General features: G+C 34.7%; 15 protein-coding genes. 2 read left to right on the top strand and 13 right to left on the bottom strand.

Annotated features, from left to right (window positions below; all coding sequences use genetic code 11):
* Nucleotides 1-3 precede the first annotated feature (3 nt).
* The gene (locus JC605_RS20655) at nt 4-3,132 is read right to left on the bottom strand and encodes a TonB-dependent receptor (protein ID WP_198857989.1); all 3,129 of its coding nucleotides are present in this window, start codon (nt 3,130-3,132) and stop codon (nt 4-6) included.
* A 30-nt stretch (nt 3,133-3,162) separates the two neighbouring features.
* Nucleotides 3,163-4,602, bottom strand: coding sequence for a glycoside hydrolase family 28 protein (locus JC605_RS20650; protein ID WP_198857988.1), 1,440 nt, complete (start codon nt 4,600-4,602; stop codon nt 3,163-3,165).
* A 288-nt stretch (nt 4,603-4,890) separates the two neighbouring features.
* Between JC605_RS20650 and JC605_RS20645 the strand changes: the two genes are divergently transcribed.
* The gene (locus JC605_RS20645; RefSeq protein ID WP_198857987.1) at nt 4,891-5,919 is read left to right on the top strand and encodes a LacI family DNA-binding transcriptional regulator; all 1,029 of its coding nucleotides are present in this window, start codon (nt 4,891-4,893) and stop codon (nt 5,917-5,919) included.
* Between the two features lie 311 nt (nt 5,920-6,230).
* On the opposite strand, the gene JC605_RS20640 is transcribed toward JC605_RS20645, so the two are convergent.
* The 9 genes from JC605_RS20640 to JC605_RS20600 all read right to left on the bottom strand — a co-directional run bounded on the left by JC605_RS20640 (nt 6,231) and on the right by JC605_RS20600 (nt 17,580).
* Nucleotides 6,231-7,853 carry a UxaA family hydrolase gene (locus JC605_RS20640; RefSeq protein ID WP_198857986.1) on the bottom strand — a complete coding sequence of 541 codons (1,623 nt, stop codon included), beginning with the start codon at nt 7,851-7,853 and terminating at the stop codon, nt 6,231-6,233.
* A 252-nt stretch (nt 7,854-8,105) separates the two neighbouring features.
* A complete protein-coding gene (locus tag JC605_RS20635) occupies nt 8,106-9,554 on the bottom strand; it encodes a tagaturonate reductase (RefSeq protein WP_198857985.1) in 1,449 nt (482 codons plus the stop codon).
* 221 nt (nt 9,555-9,775) lie between these two features.
* Nucleotides 9,776-10,444, bottom strand: coding sequence for a bifunctional 4-hydroxy-2-oxoglutarate aldolase/2-dehydro-3-deoxy-phosphogluconate aldolase (locus JC605_RS20630; protein ID WP_198857984.1), 669 nt, complete (start codon nt 10,442-10,444; stop codon nt 9,776-9,778).
* 12 nt (nt 10,445-10,456) lie between these two features.
* Nucleotides 10,457-11,479, bottom strand: coding sequence for a sugar kinase (locus tag JC605_RS20625; protein WP_198857983.1), 1,023 nt, complete (start codon nt 11,477-11,479; stop codon nt 10,457-10,459).
* Nucleotides 11,480-11,591: 112 nt separating this feature from the next.
* Nucleotides 11,592-12,992, bottom strand: coding sequence for a glucuronate isomerase (gene uxaC / locus JC605_RS20620; RefSeq protein ID WP_198857982.1), 1,401 nt, complete (start codon nt 12,990-12,992; stop codon nt 11,592-11,594).
* A gap of 24 nt (nt 12,993-13,016) precedes the next feature.
* Nucleotides 13,017-13,808 (bottom strand): gluconate 5-dehydrogenase, encoded by a 792-nt coding sequence (locus JC605_RS20615; protein ID WP_198857981.1) that lies wholly within the window; start codon nt 13,806-13,808, stop codon nt 13,017-13,019.
* A 1-nt stretch (nt 13,809) separates the two neighbouring features.
* Nucleotides 13,810-14,649 carry a 5-dehydro-4-deoxy-D-glucuronate isomerase gene (gene kduI / locus JC605_RS20610; RefSeq protein ID WP_198857980.1) on the bottom strand — a complete coding sequence of 280 codons (840 nt, stop codon included), beginning with the start codon at nt 14,647-14,649 and terminating at the stop codon, nt 13,810-13,812.
* Between the two features lie 98 nt (nt 14,650-14,747).
* Nucleotides 14,748-16,064, bottom strand: a complete 1,317-nt coding sequence (locus JC605_RS20605) for an MFS transporter (RefSeq protein WP_198857979.1) — start codon at nt 16,062-16,064, stop codon at nt 14,748-14,750.
* 46 nt (nt 16,065-16,110) lie between these two features.
* Nucleotides 16,111-17,580 (bottom strand): MFS transporter, encoded by a 1,470-nt coding sequence (locus JC605_RS20600; protein WP_198857978.1) that lies wholly within the window; start codon nt 17,578-17,580, stop codon nt 16,111-16,113.
* A gap of 408 nt (nt 17,581-17,988) precedes the next feature.
* Here JC605_RS20600 and JC605_RS20595 point away from each other — a divergent pair, with 408 nt between their 5' ends.
* Nucleotides 17,989-18,927: an alpha/beta hydrolase gene (locus JC605_RS20595; RefSeq protein ID WP_198857977.1), complete on the top strand. Its 939-nt coding sequence runs from the start codon at nt 17,989-17,991 to the stop codon at nt 18,925-18,927.
* Nucleotides 18,928-19,015: 88 nt separating this feature from the next.
* Here the strand turns inward: JC605_RS20595 and JC605_RS20590 are convergent, their stop codons facing one another.
* Both JC605_RS20590 and JC605_RS20585 read right to left on the bottom strand, forming a co-directional pair.
* Nucleotides 19,016-20,386 carry a PepSY domain-containing protein gene (locus JC605_RS20590; protein ID WP_198857976.1) on the bottom strand — a complete coding sequence of 457 codons (1,371 nt, stop codon included), beginning with the start codon at nt 20,384-20,386 and terminating at the stop codon, nt 19,016-19,018.
* A 134-nt stretch (nt 20,387-20,520) separates the two neighbouring features.
* Entirely contained in the window at nt 20,521-21,753 is a 1,233-nt protein-coding gene (locus JC605_RS20585) for a DUF4374 domain-containing protein (protein WP_198857975.1), read from the bottom strand.
* Nucleotides 21,754-21,773 lie beyond the last annotated feature (20 nt).

The following is a 21,773-nucleotide window of genomic DNA, read 5'->3' as shown; positions in this document are numbered from 1 at the left end:
TTATTAAAATTTAACACTTAATCCTAATTGTGTAGTTACTGCTGCCGGACGGTTTACTCCAAAAGGAGAAGCTGCCCATTCTGGGTCATAACCATCGAATTTTGTAAACACAAACGGATCTAAAACATTCACATAAATTCTGAAATTAGAGATTTTTAGTTTTTTCAATAATTCAGAATCTAAAGTGTAACCTAAAGATATATTTTTGATTTTCACGTAAGACACGTCTCTGTAGTATCCAAATAAAGATGTCCAATACGCACCTGCACCTGTTGCAACTGGTCCAGGTCTAGGGTTTGTAGTATTTGCATTGGCTTCTATACCTGCACCATTAGTTGGAATAAAGTAATCCATTGCTAATTTCTGACGTCCACGGTCACTTACATCGGCAAAGTTTTGGTGAAAAGTACTCAAAACAGTTTGTCCTTGACTCGTTAAGACAGAAAAATTAAAATCAAATTGGCCTACAACTAATTTAGAATAAAAACTTCCTTGCCATTCTGGATTTGGATTTCCGATTACCGTTCTATCATCTTGATTAAACTTACCATCTCCATTTAAATCTTTTGGTCTTGCCTGACCAGGAGCCATTCCGTAAGATGCTGCCTGAGCTGCTTCACTTTCTTGCCAAACTCCATCATAAACATAATTGTAATTTGGGTTTAATGGAGCTCCAAGTATTAATTTGTTTCCGATATCGCTTACTTTATCTTGATTGTAAATTGACTCTAATTTATTTACGTTTTTAGTAAATGTAAAAGTCGTCTCCCACGTTACTTTTCCAGATTTAATGTTCTTTGTTGTCAATAAAGCTTCTATACCTTTATTACTAACAGACCCAACATTTGCAAATGTATTTTTCCAGCCTGACTCTGCCGGCAATTGCTGTTTGTAAATTAAATTGTCTGATAATCTGTCATACACATCGACAGTACCGGTAATTCTATTTTTTAAGAATCCAAAATCTACACCTAAGTTATATTCTCTTGTTTTCTCCCAAGTTAAATTTGGGTTTGCCAAATTCTCTGACTGCCATCCTGGAACTACATTTGAGCCTTGTGCATAAAATGTCTGTTGGTTTAAAAGCGCTTGAGAAGTGTAAGCTGCTACGTTATCGTTTCCTGTATAACCAATACTCGCACGTAATTTTAAATCTGAAACAACGGCACTATTTTCTAAAAATGATTCTTTACTAAGTTTCCAACCTAACGCCAATGATGGAAAACTTTCCCATTTATTACCTTCAGATAAAACAGAAGAACCATCCCATCTAGTAGAAGCTGTAATCAAGTATTTATCTTTAAATGCGTAGTTTAAACGTACTGCATACGAGTTCAAAGTGTTTTTTGCATAAGCAGATTTTATAACATAACTCGTTTGCGCGCCAGACCCCATGTTATCTGTTCCAACATCAAAAGGCTGATTATTAGAATACATGTATGAGCTTTCGTCTACATTAGAATACAAACTTTGCAATAATAATACACTAACATCATGCACTTCATTAAAGGTATGTTTCAAATCGATTTGATTGTCCCATGTATAATTGAAATTGTCTGAACTTTCTAGCGTTGCAGAATTTTTTCCGTTTAAAGTTACCCCAGCATTAGTTTGTGCAGTGTAAGAAGACGAATCTTTACTATTCATAATTCCTGCAGCAAAAGTAGTTTTAAACGAAAGCCATTTTAAAGGCTGATATTGAAAATATGCATTTCCAACTGTTTGCCAAGTGTTTTCTGTCTGCGAAGAATTCGCAATTTCCATTAACGGATTGACTGTAGAAGTCTTATTAATTGCCCAAGATCCATCAGGATAAGTTAGCTTGCCCGGAAGAAAAAATAAAGTTCCAACTTTTTCATTTCCTTGCGCATCAACTGCCCAAGGAGACATTAGCGGGCTTAATCTAAAAGCGTCCTGCATTGCTAAATCACTACCTAATTGATTGTTTAATCTTGCAATTGTAACATTTACACCAGTAGAAAATTTGTCGTTTATTTTATGATTTAACCCTAATTTGAAAGAGTATTTATCTGTTGCATCATTTTCTATAAGACCACGATCACTCTGAATTCCGAATCCTATGTTATAGCTTAATCCTGAATCTGAGCGTCCTGAAATATTTAAATAATTATTCTCTGTCATTCCCGATTGAAGTACCGCATCATACCAATCAAAATTATAACCGCTATTTGCACGAGAAACCAATAAAGGGCTCTGATTTCCAGCCAAAGCGGCTAATTGTGAAGGAGTTTGCGTAAGAGGCGTTGCGCTCATATAAGCAACCTGATGAAATTTCCACCATTCTTCTCCAGACATCATTTTTGGCAATCTAGCAGCTACTTTATTTCCATAAGAAGTATCAAAAGTTACACTTATACCTGCTTTTGCACTAGTTCCGCTTTTTGTTGTTACAATAATAACCCCATTTGATCCTCTAGAACCGTAAATAGCGGCAGAAGAAGCATCTTTTAAAACGTCCATTCTAGCGATATCCTGCGGATTTAAAAAATCGATTCCGTCCATCGGAACGCCATCTACAACATATAATGGTGAAGATCCTACCAAACTTGGATTACTTGAATCTCCAATTAGAGAATTGTTTCCTCTAATCACCACTTTAAATCCGTCTCCTGCACGTCCTGTTGATGATGAGATCTGAACCCCAGGCGTACTACCTTGAATAGCTTCTAATGGGCTAATCGTATTTCTTTCTGTAATAGTTGCAGCACTGATTGTACTAACAGATCCTGTTAGGTCTGTCTTTTTTACAGAACCGTAACCAACAACCACAACTTCTGTCAATGCGTTTGATTGTTCTACTAAACTTACATTTACTTTAGTTTTTCCAGCCACACTTACTTCTTGTGTCTGAAATCCTAAATAGCTAATTATTAAAGTTGCCTTACTGTTTGATACATTAATTTTAAAACTTCCTTCAAAATCTGTCGAAGTACCGTTTTTTGTTCCCTTTTCATTAATATTTACCCCTGGCAGCGACATACCTGTCGCATCGGTAATCTTCCCTTCTATTGTTGTCTGTGCGTTTATAGAACTGCACAGCAAAAAATTCAGGAAAAAGAAAAATACAAAACCGTATTTATCTTTTTTCTTAGATAATTGTTTAATACTCATGTGGTTTAAAGTTTGGTTAATTGATAGTGTTTAGTTTTTAATAGATGCTACTTTTTTCTCATTGATATAGGTATTTATAAAATTTATGTTTTTTACGTTTTTTAATAAATAGACAGAATCTACCTTTTGGATTTTTACATTTTTAAGCGTAATATTTTCCACTGGAGATTCCTTATAACCTTCCGCCCAAACGCTGTATTTTCCGCCGTCTTTTACAGTTACATTCTCTAAGCTTACATTTCTGATAACTGGAATAAAATTGCCTGTCTGAGATCCGTAGACATTGTAAAACATGTTTAGTTTTAAAACACATTCTTTAACAGTCCCCACTTCCAGATTTCGCACATAGATATCTTCAATAACTCCGCCTCTTTTAGAATTGGTTTTTATACGAATGGCACGATCCAAATGCGGACTGTCCATTACACAATTTTCGACAAAAACATTATTTACTCCTGCCGAAATTTCGCTTCCAATTACAACACCTCCGTGTCCGTCAATCATTTTGCAGTTCTGCACAATGATATTTTTGCTTGGTATTGCGACTCTCCTTCCGTCACCATCGCGACCAGCTTTAATTGCAATACAATCGTCACCTGTATTGAAAGTGCAGTTTTTAATTAAAATATTTTGTGAATATTCTGGATCGCAACCGTCATTATTTGGCCCATGACTATTAACCGTTACTCCATCAATAATCATGTTGTTTGTTTTTATTGGATGTAAAATCCAAAAAGGAGAATTAATGATTTTTACATCTTTTATTAAAGCTGTGTTACATTCAAAAAATTCAATAAAGTTTGGTCTTAAGTAACGTCCTTCACCAAAAACTCTTTCAGAAACCGGAACTCCTTTTTCTGCCATATCAACCAAAACCTCACGATTGGTTGGATCGTTTTGAGATGGAATTCCCTTTTCCCAACCATAATCTTTTCCTCCAGACCAAATCCACCAATTAGTGCTATCTGCCTGACCGTTTAAAGTTCCTTTTCCTGTAACTGCAATATTTGTTTTGTTTTTTGCATAGATAAGTGGCGAAAAGTTCATTAATTCTGTTCCTTCAAAAGAAGTATGAACAATCGGATAATCTTTTGGATTTAAACTAAACAGGATCTCAGCATGATCATCTAAATGCAAATTCACATTGCTTTCTAAATGAATTGCGCCAGTCAAATATTTTCCGTTCGGAACCAACACTTGACCTCCGCCGTTTGCTGCACATTCTTGAATTGCTTTTTGAAAAGCCAAAGTGTTTAAGGTTTTACCATCTGCAACAGCGCCAAAATCATTAATACTGTATACTTTATTTTCAAAATGTGTCTGAGGAATACTTTTTACAACCAAATCCATTTTTTTCCATGGATTATCTGAAGAACTAGAAGTGGAATGTTTTGCACATGATACAGTAAAGAGCCCAAAAGCGGCTAAAAAAAGAATCTTTTTAAATGTGACCATCTTATTTGCAATCATCTGTACAGATTTTTCTTGTTTGAATGTCAAAAACATAACGATTTATGTAATCGATTACACGAAAATAGAAAAATAGTTCTACGAGACCAAATTAATTTAGAAAAAAATTATATATTTAATTTTTATTAGAAATTTTAATTACATTTAATGCAAAAATATTGACAATTTATTATCATTGTAGAACCTAAAACGTTTTAGTTTTTTGATATGGTAATCGATAACAATTTTTATTACATAATAAAAAAAAATGTACTTTTGTCTAAAATAATCCCGATAAACTTTTTTTGAATGAGTGAAAAAGTAACTATTTACGATATTGCTGAAAAATTAAACATCACAGCTGCAACTGTTTCCAGAGCGTTAAACAATAATCCTAAAATAAAGGAAGCGACGCGCGAGTTGGTAATCAAAACTGCCGCTGCAATGAACTATAAGCAAAATAAATTGGCGCTAGCTTTAAAAAGCGGTCGCAGTAATAATATCGGAGTTATTGTACCGCGTATTGACAGCAATTTTTTCGCTTCTGTTATTCGAGGAATCGAAGAAGAACTTTATCCTCACGGTTATCAGGTAATCATCTGTCAAACTCACGAAAGCATAAAAAGAGAAAACGAAAACCTTCATACATTAGTAGACGCACAAGTTGACGGAATTATGATGTCGGTTACTGGTATTTCAGATGAAAATGACAGTGCTTTCAGAAATGTATTGGAAAAAAATGTGCCTTTAATATTTTTTGATAGAAGCAAGCATATTGATGGCGTAAGTTCTGTTACCATTAATGACTTTAAAGGAGGTTATTTAGCTACCAAACATTTAATTGATGAAGGTTGCCGACATATTGCTCATTTTTCTGGAGATCAGTCTTTAGATATCTTCAAAAACAGGTTTTTAGGCTACAAACAAGCTTTATTGGATAATGGGCTTCAATTTAATGAAGAATATGTTATTCATGTAAAAAGTAGCGTCGAAGCTGGTAAAGAAGCAGCAAGTGCATTATTAGCTTTACAAACTCCGCCTGATGCCATATTCTCTTCAAGTGACTTCGCCGCATTAGGAGCAATTCAGGAACTTCAAAATAGAAATATCAGCATTCCAAATGAGTTTTGCGTGGCAGGATTCAGTAACGAGCCGTTTACCAAATTCATGGAATTATCAATTACGTCTGTAGATCAGTCTCCACTAGAAATGGGAAAAATGTCTGCTCGTGTTTTCTTAGAACAGGTTGATAAAACAGATACAATTAAAATCGAAAAAAAGGTAGTTCTTGCACCAGAATTACATATTCGCAAATCTTCTACAAGAACTAATTTTTAATTTTTTTTTTTTACCATATAAGTTATATAAGCCCATTTTAGAATGGGCTTTTTTTATGCAAGCTTCGGAGAAGCAAAATATTTATAGATCAAAATTAGTCATCGAGAATAAAGCTCCAGAGGGGCGACACATATTTTTTCACAACCTAAATATATGTCGCCCCTCTGGAGCTTTATGTTGTAACCGGTTAATCTTTTGCTATAAATATTTTGCTTCTCCGAAGCTTTCTCAAAAAAAAGAGACGCACTACTGTGCGTCTCTACATATAAACTTTTGCCACTTTGTATCTCTGTCCCTTTGTATCTAAAAAACTAAAGTGAAACTCCTCTTTTCCAAGGAATAAAATCGTTCTGATTTAAAATTGCAGCTTTAGTTTTAACAGTTCCGCTAGCAATATCTATAATAAATTCAAGCATTTCATCAGACATTTCTTCAATAGATTTTTCACCTTTGATGATTCCACCAGTGTCAATGTCTATAATATCTGACATCTTTGCCGCTAACTCTGAGTTAGAAGATATTTTTACAACCGGCGCAATTGGATTTCCTGTAGGAGTTCCTAAACCTGTTGTAAACAATACCATATTAGCTCCTGAGCCTACCATTGCGGTTGTACACTCAACATCATTTCCTGGCGTGCATAGCAATGTTAATCCTGGCTCGTTAATATACTCCCCATAATCGTAAACACCCGCAATTGGAGATGTTCCTCCTTTTTTAGCTGCTCCAGCAGATTTCATAGCATCAGTGATCAAACCGTCTTTGATGTTTCCTGGAGAAGGATTCATATCAAATCCTGAACCTGCATCAACAACTGTTTTCTCGTACCATTTCATCAAATCCAAGAAACGTTTTCCGTCCTCGTCATCAACGCAACGGTTTACTAATTCCTGCTCTACACCACACAATTCTGGAAATTCAGAAAGAATTGTTGTTCCACCTAATGCCGCCAACTTATCAGACAATACTCCTAAAGTTGGGTTTGCAGAAATTCCAGAGAATCCATCAGATCCACCACACTCCAAACCAATTCTTAATTTAGATAATGGAGCTGGCTCTCTCTTAATTTCATTTGCTTTTTTAATAGCTTCGAAAGTATCTTTTACAACACTGCTCAACATCGCTTCAATTGTTCCTATAGATTGCTGATCGTAAATTAAAACAGGCTTTTTACTCTCTGGATTAATTGCATCTAAAGCTTCTTTGAAAATTGAAATTTGAAGATTTTGGCATCCTAAACTCAATACAGTTGCTCCAGCAACATTCGGATTATTTACATAACCCGCCAAAAGCTTCGCTAAACTGTGAGAATCCTGACGAATTCCACCACAACCACCTTGGTGTGTGATGAATTTTACTTCAATATTATTGAATAAGTTAGCGTCGTTTGAAGCTTCCTGATTTCCTGCGCCACCCGTTTCTGATTTCACTAAAGAACGCAACAATAATTGATAATCGTTTTCTTTAGGTTTCATCAACTCTTTCTCAAAAATATCTTTTAAGATTTCGATGTTTCTATTTTCACAAAATACTAGTGGAAAAAACAACCAAACATTTTCTGTTCCAACTTGTCCATCTTCTCTATGATAGCCCTGCCACGTTCTGTCCTTCCATTTGTCAACATTTGGAGCCGTCCAGCCGATAGTTTCAGTTTTACCCGTAACTTTATCACTTTCGTGTTTTACGTTTGCAGTAGAAAGCAATCCTCCTTTTTCGATTCTTGCACTCGCCTTACCTACCAAAACACCATACATAATGATTCTGTCTCCTACATTAAAAGGAACCATTGCAATCTTATGTTTCATTTTCACATCAGACTCAACGGTAATTGATTGTCCTTCAAAATCAATTACTTCGCCTGCGGTCAGATTTACCAAAGCCACCGCTACGTTATCTGTAGGATGAACTTTTATTAATTTTTTCTGCGTTGCCATAATTAACCTTTGTTCTTTTTGTTTTTCTCTTATTTTCAAGCCGTTGAGTAAAATTAAATTTTACTCATGAGCTTAGATTTAAATCTGTGCAAATCTGCTTTCATCTGTATAAATCTGCGTGAAAATCAATACGCAAAAAAATTTCACGCAGATTTCAAAAGATTTTAGCAGATTTAATTAGATTTTAGCAGATTTAATTAGATTTTTATTTATTGAATCAAACTATTTCTTAGTCCAATCCCCAAAATGGATTTATTTTATTCTTTCTTGAAACTTAGCAAAACCAGCTTCAACTCCGTTTGAATCTATTTCTTCTAAAGCAATCGTGATCGCTTTAGTTAAACCTGGAATTTCAGTCAAATCTTCATCCCAAAAACCTTTGTTTTGTAATGTTAAACGAGCGATTTTTTCGTAATCATCAGATTTCCAAAGCCCGTTGAAGAATGTTGTAATATCTTCACTGTCATTAACTGGTAAATCTTGTCCGTTCCAAGTTCCTTTATAAAAACGAATTAATGCAGCAAAAGCGAAAGTTAAATGAACAGGAAGTTTTCCGTGAACATCAACATAACCTGTTAAGCTTGGTAATACGCGAACTTTAAATTTAGAAATTGAATTTAAAGCGATCGAAGACAATAAGTGCTTCACGAATGGATTTCTAAAACGGTCTAAAATCTCTTCAGAGAAACTAGCCAATTCTGCTTTATCCATATTTAAAGTTTCATTGATTTCTTCAAATAATGCTTTATTGATAAAATCACCAGTAAAAGCATTATCAACCGTTTCTTTTACAGTTTCGTTTCCGTAAAGCAAAGAAAATGGCACCATTGCTGTATGTGCTCCGTTAAGGATTCTAACTTTACGAGTTCTGTACGGCTGCATGTCAGAAATGATTTTTACATCTAAATCTGTTTTATGAAATGGAAGTTTTGCTTTTAATTCATCATCTCCTTCAATAACCCATAAGAAGAAAGTTTCTGCACTTACAATCAAATCATCTTTATATGAAAGCTGTGCATTGTATTCTTCAATTTGATCTTTCGGATAACCTGGAACAATTCTATCTACCAAAGTATTGTGGAAAGAACAGTCATTTAATAACCAAGAAATAAATTCTTGCTCCAATTTCCAATCTACACAATACTTCAAAATAATTTCTTTTAAAGTATCTGAATTATAATTGATTAATTCGCAAGGAATAATCGTTAAACCTTTATCTGCAGCACCTTTAAAGTGTTTGAATCTTTCATGCAAAAGAACAGTCAATTTAGCAGGAAAAGAAACCGGCGGCTGCATTGTTGGCAAATCTGAAGCGATGTACTCGATACCAGCTTCAGTTGTATTAGAAATAATAAAAGCCAATTCTTCTTCTTTAGCTAAAGCTAAATAATCTTGAAAAGAAGCATAAGGATCAATCGCTCTTACAATATTAGTGATCAACTCTTTTTCTTGAATTTCCTCACCTTTTTTAACCCCTTTCATAAACAAAGTATACAATCCGTCTTGCGCATTGATCATGTTTACTAAACCTTTGTCAATTGGCTGAACTACTGCAATACCAGCATTAAAATCTGTATTTTGATTTAATTTTTGGATTGCATATTCAACAAAAGCCCTCAAGAAGTTTCCTTCTCCAAATTGTACGATTTTAACTGGAAGTTTTTCTGTAAGTCCTGCGTTTGATCTGTTTATTTTTTCCATTTTGATTTTCTACTTTATTGTTTTATAAATAACCATTTACAAACCTTATTTCGTTATTTCTGCCTTTTAAATTGTAAATGAAACATTACACCCGATTGAGTAAAATAAAGCCGGCTGTGAGGAATGGCTAGCTAAATTTTTCAAGCGTAATGTTCAATTACAATCTCTAAAAATCTAAAAAAACTTATAAAATAAGGAGTTAGGCATGATTACCCCTTAATCTATTTTCTAATATCTTTTATAATGTCAAGAACCTGTTTCACTTTTGCAGTAAGTCCGTCGAAGTCTTTATTGTCTAGTATGTCTTTTGAAATTAACTGTGAGCCCAAACCAACGCAGGTTGCTCCCGCATTTAACCAAGAACTCAAACTTTCTTTTGTTGGATAAACACCACCTGTAGGCATAATATTCGTCCACGGACATGGACCTTTTATCGCTTTAATAAACTCTGGCCCGTAAGTATCAGCTGGAAATAATTTTACGATTTCACAGCCTAATTCTTCGGCTCTAGCAATTTCCGTCAAAGTACCACAACCAGGTGACCATAATACTTTTCTGCGATTACAAGCTATAGCTATATCTTCTCTAAAAACTGGTGTTACAATAAAATTTGCTCCTAAACTCATGTATAATGAAGCAGAAGCTGCGTCTATAATAGAACCAACTCCTAGAATCATTCCTGGAAGTTCTGCCAAAGCATATTTGTTTAAAGCTCCGAAAACCTCGTGAGCAAAATCGCCTCGACTAGTAAATTCCATTAATCTGGAACCTCCGTCATAACATGCTTTTAAAACTTTTTTACTTAGCTCAATGTCAGAATGAAAAAACAACGGAACCATACCGTTCTCCTTCATTGTCTGAGCTACTTCTATTCTTGAATATTTTGCCATTTTTATTTAAAATTATCTTGATACTAATGCAGAACCATCACCATCAATCATATTTTCAACTTCTTTTAAAGTAACCAAGTTATAATCTCCTGCAATTGTATGTTTTAAACAACAAGCTGCAACTGCAAAATCTAATGCTCTTTGATTATTATTTTGATATTCTAATAAACCATAAATTAATCCACCCATAAAGGCATCACCACTTCCTACACGGTCAACAACTGGAGTAACTTCTTTTACGGCTGCACTGTAAATCGCTTTTCCGTCATATAAAATTCCGCCAATTCTCTGGTGAGAAGCACTAACAGAATAACGTAGTGTCGTTGCTGCGATTTTCAGACTCGGAATCAATTCAAACAATTTATCATATACTGCTGGAAGTGATTTTTCGTCCTGATAATTCGGATTTACTTTCGGGATTCCTAACATGAAATACGCTGTATCTATATCTCCCAAAATCACATTGCTGTATTTTAACATTTCTGGCATAACCTCACTTGGAGTTTTTCCGTATTGCCAAAGTTTTGACCTATAGTTTAAATCGCATGAAATTTTAATTCCTTTTTTATGAGCGACTTTAATTGCCTCTAAACAAGCTTCAGCTGCACTTTCAGAAATTGCTGGTGTAATTCCGCTCCAATGAAACCATTCTGTACCTTCCAAAACTTTATCCCAGTCAACCTGTCCTTTTGCTATGGTCGACATGGCACTGTGAGCACGATCGTAAACCACATTGCTTCCGCGAGTTCCTGCTCCAGTTTCTAAGAAATAGATTCCTAAACGTTCTCCTCCATAAACAATGTTTTTAGACTCTACATTCATCTTTCTGATTTCTTTTAATGCAGAAAAACCAATTTCATTTTCAGGCAATCTGGTAACAAATTCAGCATTTACGCCATAATTAGCCAACGAAACGCATACATTAAATTCACCGCCACCATACGTAGCACCAAATGCTGTAGATTGCGAAAAACGCAAATGTCTTTCTGTCGATAAACGCAGCATGATTTCTCCAAATGCAACTACTCTACTCATTATTTATATATTTTTTTTGCCACAGATTACAATGATTAAAAAGGATTTCATTTAACGAGCCTTGCGTAATCTTTACTCCCGATAGCTATCGGGATTGCGGTTAATTTTTTATTTAAAACTTAAAATATTCTTTAGCGTTGTTGTATGAAATATCAGAAACTAATTTTCCAATCCATTCCATATCATTTGGAAGTTCACCACGTTTGATTTCGTCTCCCAAAAGATTACATAAAATACGTCTGAAATATTCGTGTCGTGGGAACGATAAGAAACTTCTAGAATCTGTCAACATTCCAACAAAACAGCTAATTAAGCCCATGTTTGAAAGTGCGTTCAATTGTTTTGTCATTCCGTCTTTTTGATCTAAGAACCACCATCCAGAGCCAAATTGTACTTTTCCGCGAACACTTCCGTCGTTGAAGTTTCCAATCATCGTTGCCATAACTTCGTTATCAGCAGGATTTAGGTTATAGATAATCGTTTTAGTCAATTTATCTTTACTGTCTAAAGCGTTTAAGAAAGCTGATAATTTTTGCGCTTGCGGATAATCTCCAATAGAATCCCATCCTGTATCTGGACCTAAGATTCTGTGCATACGAGCATTATTGTTACGCAATGCACCTAAGTGAAACTGCTGCACCCATCCAAACTCATGATAAGTTTCTGATAAGAAAACTAAAATAGCACTATGGAATTTTAAAACTTCTTCTGGAGATAATTCGCCATTTTCTCTTTTCTTTTTGAAAATAGCATTTACTTCACTTTCTGTATAGTTCTCAAAATCAATTTGATTCAATCCATGATCACTTAATTTACATCCGTTTGCGTTAAAGAATTCGATTCTTTTTCTTAAAGCAGACTGTAAATCAGCATATGTGTTAATTGCAATACCGGACACATCCCCTAATGTGTCCAGATATGCATTATAACCATCATTAGCAATTAAGATGGCTTTATCAGGTCTGAAAGCTGTACTCATTTTAATTCCAGTCGAATTATTTGCGAATTTTTGGTGAAATTCTAAAGAATCGATTGGATCTTCTGTAGTACAAACTAATTCAGCGTTTACTTTTTTAAGAAGGTTTTGTGTGCTGTACGCTTGAGAATTTATTTTCTCAGAAGTTTCGATATAAATTTTCTCTGCAGATTTCTCATTCAATAAATCATAAATATCAAAATAACGAGCCAATTCTAAATGCGTCCAGTGATACAACGGATTACGCATTGTGTACGGAACAGTTTTTCCCCAGTTTAAGAACTTATCTTTATCTGAACCATTTCCTGTTACAAACTGTTCGTTGATTCCTAAAGTACGCATTGCACGCCATTTGTAGTGATCACCATTAATCCAAACTTGCGTGATATTGTCAAAGATTTTATCTTCTGCAATAAACTGCGGATTTAAGTGATTGTGGTAATCAATAATGGGCTGATTTTTAGAGTAATTGTGGTATAACTCTTCAGCATATTTATTTTCTAATAAAAAATTATCGTGTATGAATTTCTGGCTCATGTCTTTTAAAATATAATTTGAAAATTATTCTTCGTTTGAAGGTTTTCCGATTGTCGCAAGGATTCCACCATCAACATACAAAATGTGACCATTTACAAAATCACTCGCTTTAGATGATAAAAATATTGCTGCTCCAGCCAAATCGCTTGGATCTCCCCATTTTGCAGCTGGCGTTCTGCTGATGATAAAATCGTTAAATGGATGCCCATCAACTCTAATTGGTTTGGTTTGTTCTGTCGCAAAATATCCAGGGCCGATTCCGTTAATCTGAACATTGTATTTTGCCCATTCTGTTGCCATATTTTTAGTTAGCATTTTCAAACCACCTTTTGCAGCAGCATAAGCAGAAACTGTATTTCTTCCCAATTCACTCATCATAGAGCAAATGTTGATGATTTTTCCTTGTCTTCTTTCAATCATTCCTTTTGCAACATGCTTAGAAACGATAAACGGACTTACAAGATCAATGTCAACTACTTCTCTAAAATCTGACACTTCCATATCTAGCAACGGAATTCTTTTGATAATTCCAGCATTATTGATCAAGATATCGATTGGTCCAACTTCGCTCTGAATTTTAGCAACCGCTTCTTTTACTTCCTGCTCTTCAGTTACATTAAATTTGTAGCCTACTGCATTAATACCTTCACTTTTTAATTCAGCTACAGCATTATCAATTTTTTGTTGAGAAGAATTTCCGTTCACAACAATTGTAGCTCCAGCCTGACCTAATCCTTTTGCCATTGCCATTCCCAGTCCGTGTGTACTTCCTGTTATTAAGGCAACTTTTCCTTTTATATCAAACAAATTTGTCATCTTATCTTAAATCAGTGATTTTACAAACATCCATATCTCCGTAATCTAAGTTTTCACCAGCCATTCCCCAGATAAAAGTATAATTGCTAGTTCCAGAACCTGAGTGAATAGACCAAGGCGGAGAAATTACTGCCTGATGATTGTTCATCCAGATATGTCTTGTTTCCTGTGGTTGTCCCATGAAGTGGCAAACTGCCTGATCTTGTGGAATATCTAAATAAAAATAGACTTCCATTCTACGATCGTGAACGTGAGCTGGCATGGTATTCCAAACACTTCCTGGTTTCAATTCTGTCATTCCCATTTGCAATTGGCAAGTTGTTACTACGCTTCCAATAATCATTTGGTTTACGGTACGGTGATTTGCTGTTTCCATAGTTCCTAATTGTAATTTATTAGCTTCAGCTAAACTTACTTTTTTAGTTGGGTAAGTCGTGTGTGCTGGCGCAGAGTTTAAATAGAATTTAGCAGGATTGCTTTTGTCATCACTTTTAAAAACCACCTCTTTATTTCCAGCTCCGATATACAAAGCATCTTTAAAACCTAACTCATAAGTTGTTCCTTCTACTACAACAGAACCGCTTCCTCCAACATTGATGATTCCTAATTCTCTACGCTCTAAAAAATAAGGCGCTTTTAAAGGATCGATTGTTTCTAAAGCTAAATCACCTTTTACAGGAACTGCAGAACCTGCAATGTATCTGTCGTAATGCGAATAAACCAATACAACTTCATCTTCCTGCATTAAGTCATCAATTAAGAATTCTTCTCTCAATTGCTGTGTGTCATATTTTTTTACAGCTTCGGGGCTTGACGCGTATCTTGAACTATATTTTGTCATAATTTTAAATTAATGTAATCGATTGCACAAAATTATATTTTTATATTTAAATAGCATAATTGAAACGAGAAAAATATTTCAATTCTGTTCATTTTTCTTTATAATTCGACTTTTTTCATTCGCGGAACTAGAATATGCATTATCAGCCAAGCCAATAAATACGATGCTCCACAAATACAGAACATAATAAAATAACCTGTTTCTACTTTTCCAAGTTTAGTATAGTAAACAAACATGTTTTTCTGAACTAGCAATGTCAGCAAAATTCCGCCGAGCGCTCCAAACATTCCTCCTAATCCGGTAACAGATGCTGTTGCTTTTTTAGGAAACATATCAGATACTGTTGTAAAGATATTGGCACTCCACGCCTGATGCGCCGAAACTGCCAATCCGATTACTAAAATTGCAAACCAGATATTTATAGTTCCCAATTGCTGAGCGAACAAAACCGGCAATACAGCAAATGCATAAAGCAGCATACTAGTTTTACGAGCTTTGTAAGCAGGCCAATTGTTATTTATTAATTTCAAAGGAAGCCAGCCTCCACCAATGCTTCCAATACTTCCAATCATATAAACTAATGCGCAAGGCCAGATAATTTCTGTTGCATTAAGCTTATATTGCTTCATCAAAAAGTCTGGTAACCAAAACAAATAAAACCACCAAACTGGATCTGTCAATAATTTACCAATTGCAAAAGCCCAAGTCTGGCGAAAGGACAATAATTTTATCCAAGAAACCTTTTCTTTTGACTCTTCTATTACTTCCTCAACTTGATCTGAAGTAATGTATTCCAATTCTGCTTGAGATAAACGTTTTTGCTTTTGAGGCACTTCATACAACAAAAACCATAAAGCAAGCCAAATAAACCCTACAATTCCTGTAATGATAAATGCCCATTGCCATCCATACTTTTCAGCAATATGAGGAACAGTTAAAGGTACGATTATAGCACCAATATTACTTCCAGAATTAAAAATCCCTGTTGCAAGAGCTCTTTCTTTCTGCGGAAACCATTCTGCTGTAGCCTTAATTGCTGCTGGAAAGTTTCCTGCTTCTGTAACTCCCAAAAACACGCGGGCAATTAAAAAACCGCCTGTTCCTGTTGCCAGTGCGTGGCCAATTGCCGCTAAACTCCATAATCCTGTTGCAATGGCATAACCTAACTTAGTTCCTAACTTATCGATAATTCCTCCCGCAACCAGCATTCCGAGCGCGTATGCAATTTTAAATGCCAATTCGATATTCGAGTAATCTATAACCTCCTGTTCGGGAGTCCAGTGAAACGCTTCTGCCAAAAAAGGCCTAAGGTAACTTATTACATTTCTATCCAGATAATTGACAGTTGTAGCAAAAAAAACTAAACTGCAAATAGTCCAACGGTATTTTCCTATTGCTGCATTAGCTTGGTTCATGATGTGGTTGTGGTTTAGGTTGGTTAGTTAGTTTTGAGAAATCTCTTTAGAGATCTGTAATCGGTCTGTATTTTGGAACCAATGTTTTCATTACAATCCAGCCTGTTAAATAACAAACTGCACAAATAGAAAATATGATAAAATATCCAGCCTCAATTCCTTTGAATCCCATAAAAGCCATATTGGTATCTTTCGCATAATCAAACAATACTCCAGATCCTTTATTAATCAACGTTGAACCAACTCCACCTGCTAAACCTCCAATTCCCGTAATGGTTGCAATAGCTTTTTTAGGGAACATATCTCCTACTGTTGTAAAAATATTTGCCGACCAAGATTGGTGTGCAGCACCCGCAATTCCAATAATAATTACCGGAACCCAATAACTGATATATCCTAATGGCTGTGCGATCAAAGCCAATAATGGGAAAAATGCAAATATTAACATTGCTCTCATTCTTCCTTCGTACGGATTCATTCCTTTTTTCTCTACGAAATACGTAGGCAACCAACCTCCAATAATGGATAATAATGTGATCATGTAAAGCACAAATAAAGGCAATGCCGCTTCTGTAGAATCCATTCCATACACAGAACTTAAATACGCTGGAGTCCAGAATAAAAAGAACCACCAAACACCATCTGTCATAAATTTACCAAATGCAAAAGCCCAAGTTTGTTTGTATTTAAAGCAATCTGCTAAAGAAACTTTTGTACTTGTTTCTGGCACGAAACCAACTAATTTGCTGTCTGCAATATCATCTTGCTGAATATAAGCTAATTCTTCTTGAGAAACTCTTGTATGTTTTTCTGGTTTGTCGTACATAAACATCCAGAATCCCATCCAAACAAATCCCAAAGCTCCAATGATAATAAATGACATTTCCCATCCGAATGATTTTGCGATAAACGGAATTGTAATTGGCGCTGCTAAAGCTCCAACTGTAGCTCCTGCATTAAAAATACTCGTTGCAAAAGCTCTGTCTTTTTTAGGAAAATATTCTGCTGTTGTTTTAATCGCTGCAGGGAAGTTTCCTGCTTCTCCAACTGCTAAAACGAAACGAGCAAAAATAAATAAAGCAACACTTACATTGATTACCAATGCTGTATCGCTTATTGTACTAATTATTTCTTTTGAACCATGAAAGCCCACAAACCATTCTCCTGTAATAATTCCTGAAGTTGCAATACCACAGAATGCATGAAGACAGGCTCCAACTGACCAGATTCCGATTGCCCAAAGAAATCCTTTTTTAGTATCCAACCAATCTACAAATCGACCCGCAAACAATAATGAAACTGCATAAAAAATAGAAAACAAAGCGGTAATATTTCCGTAGTCGTTGTTAGTCCAGTGAAATTCTGGCGCAATAAAATCGCTCCATGTTAACGACAGTACTTGTCGATCTAGGTAATTAATTGTAGTTGCAAAAAATAGCAATGCACAAATACTCCAACGGTATTTTCCAGTTGTTTTGATGCCTTGATTTACAGCAACAGTTTCGGTTTGATTCATAGTAAGTGGGTATTATAGTTTTGTAATTTTTGGTAATCTTAAAAGACTATATTTACTGCTTTCTAAAAATAATACAATCAATATATTAACACCTTTAAAAAGAAATAATGTAATCGATTGCACAAATATAGTTTTTAATCTGTATAATCCAAATAATATTGTATAAAAAAATATTTTAGCTTCTAAAATAAACATAATACATAAAAAAAAGAATACAAAACTACACATTAAACAATATATTTGTTAAAAGCTAATAGGCGAAATTCATCCTTTTTATGGGGTAAAATTGTCCCGAAACACATGTTTTGCAATTATATTTCTCCTTATTTTTATCTTTTAAATTCTAAATACTGAATTTCTATCATAAAACCAAATAACCAACTGTAAAACAATTAATTAAAAGTAAAATTGAAAACAATAAAAACACAATCGTTAAAAAGAATCGCTACTAGCTTTCTTCTTTTTTCAGGACTATTTTCTATGAATGCACAAAATCAAGTGATTGCGCTTTGGAATAAAATTCCAGACGAAATAAAAGCACCAGAGTATAAAGAAAAGCCAGAACTAAAAGATGGAAAAATGCAAAGTACAAGTCAGGTTTCTGTTCCTACTTTAAGCATTTTTATTCCGAAAGAAACAAAACCAAATCAGACTGCAGTTGTAATTTGCCCAGGCGGAGGTTACACACATTTAGCGTTTGATAAAGAAGGAACAAAAGTCGCTGAATGGTTTAATAGTTTAGGAATCACTGCATTTGTTTTAAAATACAGAATACCAACTGATTTAACCATGAAAAATAAAACCGTTGGACCATTGCAAGATGCACAGGAGGCTATTCGCTACGTAAGGCAAAATGCAGCAAAATGGAATATTGATCCAAACAAGGTTGGAATTTTAGGCTTTTCAGCCGGAGGGCATTTGGCTTCGACCGCATCGACTCATTATGACGATAAAGTTTATGAATCTGATTATAAGGTTAGTGCTCGTCCTGATTTTTCATTGTTGATTTATCCTGTAATTTCAATGGAAAATGCAATTACCCACAAAGGCTCTCAAACCAATTTGCTCGGAAACAATCCTTCAAAAGAGTTAATAGATGCTTATTCAAACGAAAAGAGAGTGACTTCTAAAACGCCTCCTACTTTCTTAATTCATGCTACAGATGATACTGTTGTTATACCAGAAAACAGTATTAATTACTATTTAGCTTTAAAGAAAAATGGAGTTTCGGCAGAGATGCATATCTATGAAAAAGGAGGCCACGGATTTGGTTTAGGTGTAAGCGACACCAACAAATTCTGGACTAGAGATTGTGCTGAATGGCTAAAAGCAAACGGATATAATTAAAAAAAAGAAAGGCAAAACTTGTAAAAGTTTTGCCTTTTATCAAAAAAAAAAAAACAAAAAAGGAATTATAAAAACCAATTTTATATGTTTAAGCAGTGATTTCTTGCTCTGCTGTATTTTTCAGTTTAGGAACGGGAATTGCTTTACTTGCCACTTTTGGTTTTGCAGCAGGTTTCTTTTTACCAAATTTCTGTTTTCCCCACCAAATAATAAATCCTGTAATGGGCAAACTGGCCGAAATTAAACTAGCCAAAAATGCAATAATTTTCCCTGTAAGCCCCAGTACACTTCCTACGTGAATATCGTAATTCATACGTCTGATTTTGTCTGGAATATTCGCTTCAATATACTTTCCTGAAAAAGGTGTTTTAATCGAAATTTCTTTCAAACTCTGCTGATCAAAACTATATCTATCCATATTATAAAAAGTGTGTCTTTGCTTGTAAACAAAAGCACCAATTGGATCTGCCGGCTTTCCTGGAATACTAATCATAATTCCTGCAGCTTGAGGATTTTCTTTTCTTAAATTCAATAAAACTTTATCAGCTGTAGTGATATTGAATGTTTTTACATTGGTTGTATCCGATTTTGGAGATTCGCGACTTTCTGTCAACGGTTTTCCTCCAGATGTAACCCAATATAAAGATTTACTCCACCATCCAAAGCTCCATACTAAACCAGTTATGGCAATAAAAAACAGGAAGATGCAGCTGTAAAAACCGAATACGTTATGCATATCATAATTGACACGTTTAAAACTAGCATCCCATTTAATTTTAAAACTTTTATCAATAATAGATTTAATCCATTTTGTCGGCCACCACAAAACGATGCCCGATATTAATAATACGACAAAAATTAAAACAGCGACTCCAACAATTGGCCTTCCAATATCATATGGAAGCCATAATGCGCGGTGTCCGTTTAAAATCCATCTAAAAAAGTCAGGAGAATCACTTCTAGAAACCGATTTTATATTTAATATATCTCCAGTATATGGATTCATATAAACGCTAATAAAAGTTCCCTGTCTTCTGCCTCCTTTACGCTTTTCATCTTTTCCTTTGCCTTTACCTTTTTCATTCTTCTGAGCTTTTACCTCAGATTTTTCGTTTTTGCTTTCGTTTTTAGCAAAATCTTTTCTCCTTTCACCTTTTTTATTTTCTTCTTTATCTCCTCTTTCGCCATTATCTTTTTTCTCCACAAAATAACCTACGATCGCAGCTTCATCTTTTGCACCAAAAGTTACACTTGTAGCTTTCTTATCTTTCATTTTTTTATCTGCAATCGAAACCAATTGAGACGGAAGTAAAAATGCCTCTTTCTGAGGCTTTACAAAACGCCAATCTTCAATAAAATCTTTGATTTCATTTTCGAAAACATAAATGCAACCTGTAAGACTGACAATAACTACAATAATACCTGATGCCAAACCAAGCCACAAATGCAGCCAGGCCATGATACGCTTAAAAAGCGACTTTTTACTTTTTTTCTTATTATTTGGTTTTGAAGAAGAAAACATAATTGGATAGATAAATAGGATAAATAAAAAAACCGCAAGCCCTCATAAAATGAGGACTTACGGCAAAAAAATTAGTATTTTAATTTCTGAATTGCAGTAATTTGACCTCCTTCAACTTTCATACCTCTTGTTGCTACAGCAGTAGTACCGTTAACAGTATAAATCCAGCTTCCCTCTGGAGTATTAACTCCAATAATAGCAGAATTTCCATCTTCTGTAGTGATATTGTAACGACTTGTAACAGAAGTTAATGTTTCAGGCGTATTTGTTACCCATGTAAAAGTTTGGTTATAAACATCAGCAATAGCCATTTTAACTGCGCCATTATTTTTTCCAACGTTTCCATACATTAACAATAAGAATTTACCTTTAGAAATGTAAGTTGTAGAAGAAATTTTGTATCCTCCTGATTTTTCTTGAACATTAAAGAAATAAGATTTATCAAACTCTGTAGTTCCTTTTTTGATTTTTACAACTGCAGATGGTTTTGTAGAAGTCATCACAGTATTGCTTGTTGCAATTGCTCCAGAGAATCCGTAAGCATCTCCATTTTCATCTTGAAATAATCCGTTTGTAAAGTAAGCACCTAAATAACTTGTACGGTTATCTTTGATTACTTTCTCTAATTTAAGTTCTGGATAGTTGTAAACTGCTACCCAAGTACTGTCTGGATTTGCTGTCCCGAAGTTATCAAGTCCATCTCCTTTAATACTCATATAAGGCATAAATACTTTGTCTCCTACTTGAGTTGCCCAAGTAAAGAAAGCCCTTTCTCCGTTTCCAGCCAATATTTTAGTATCTTGTTGAGCTTCACCTGTAATTAGTGATTTTGTAGCATCAATTTTATACATTTGAGCAATAGATGCAGCACCGCTTCTTGGAACTTTTACGGTTAAGATATCTTTATTTACAGCTGCGAAAACGTGTACAGTTTCTGCCTGAAAATCAGATTTTTTCTGCAATTTACCTTCAGCGGTTAAGTTGTAAGTAGTAACAGCACCTGGATTTCCTTGTCCGTATAATAAACTAAAAAAGTTATTTTCAGCTGTAATATAATAACGGTAAGTTCCGTCTTGTTCAATACCATTACCAATTGTACTTACTGTACCTGTTGTCACATCGTCTGCAGTTAATAAATAATCTGCAATTCCAACCGCTCCAGTAGTTGCTGTAATGATATATTTCGTTTTACCAGTATCAACTCCGCCACCAGTTCCGTTTCCTGAATTTTCGTCACTGCTACATGAGAATGTTGTAAAAGCTATAAAAGCTGCGAATAAAGCTAATTTGCTACCTCTTTTCATAATTATTATGGATTTAAAAT

This window comes from Flavobacterium sp. IB48, assembly GCF_016405855.1.
Lineage (GTDB): Bacteria > Bacteroidota > Bacteroidia > Flavobacteriales > Flavobacteriaceae > Flavobacterium > Flavobacterium ginsengisoli.
This window is presented reverse-complemented; position numbering and strand designations above follow the sequence as displayed.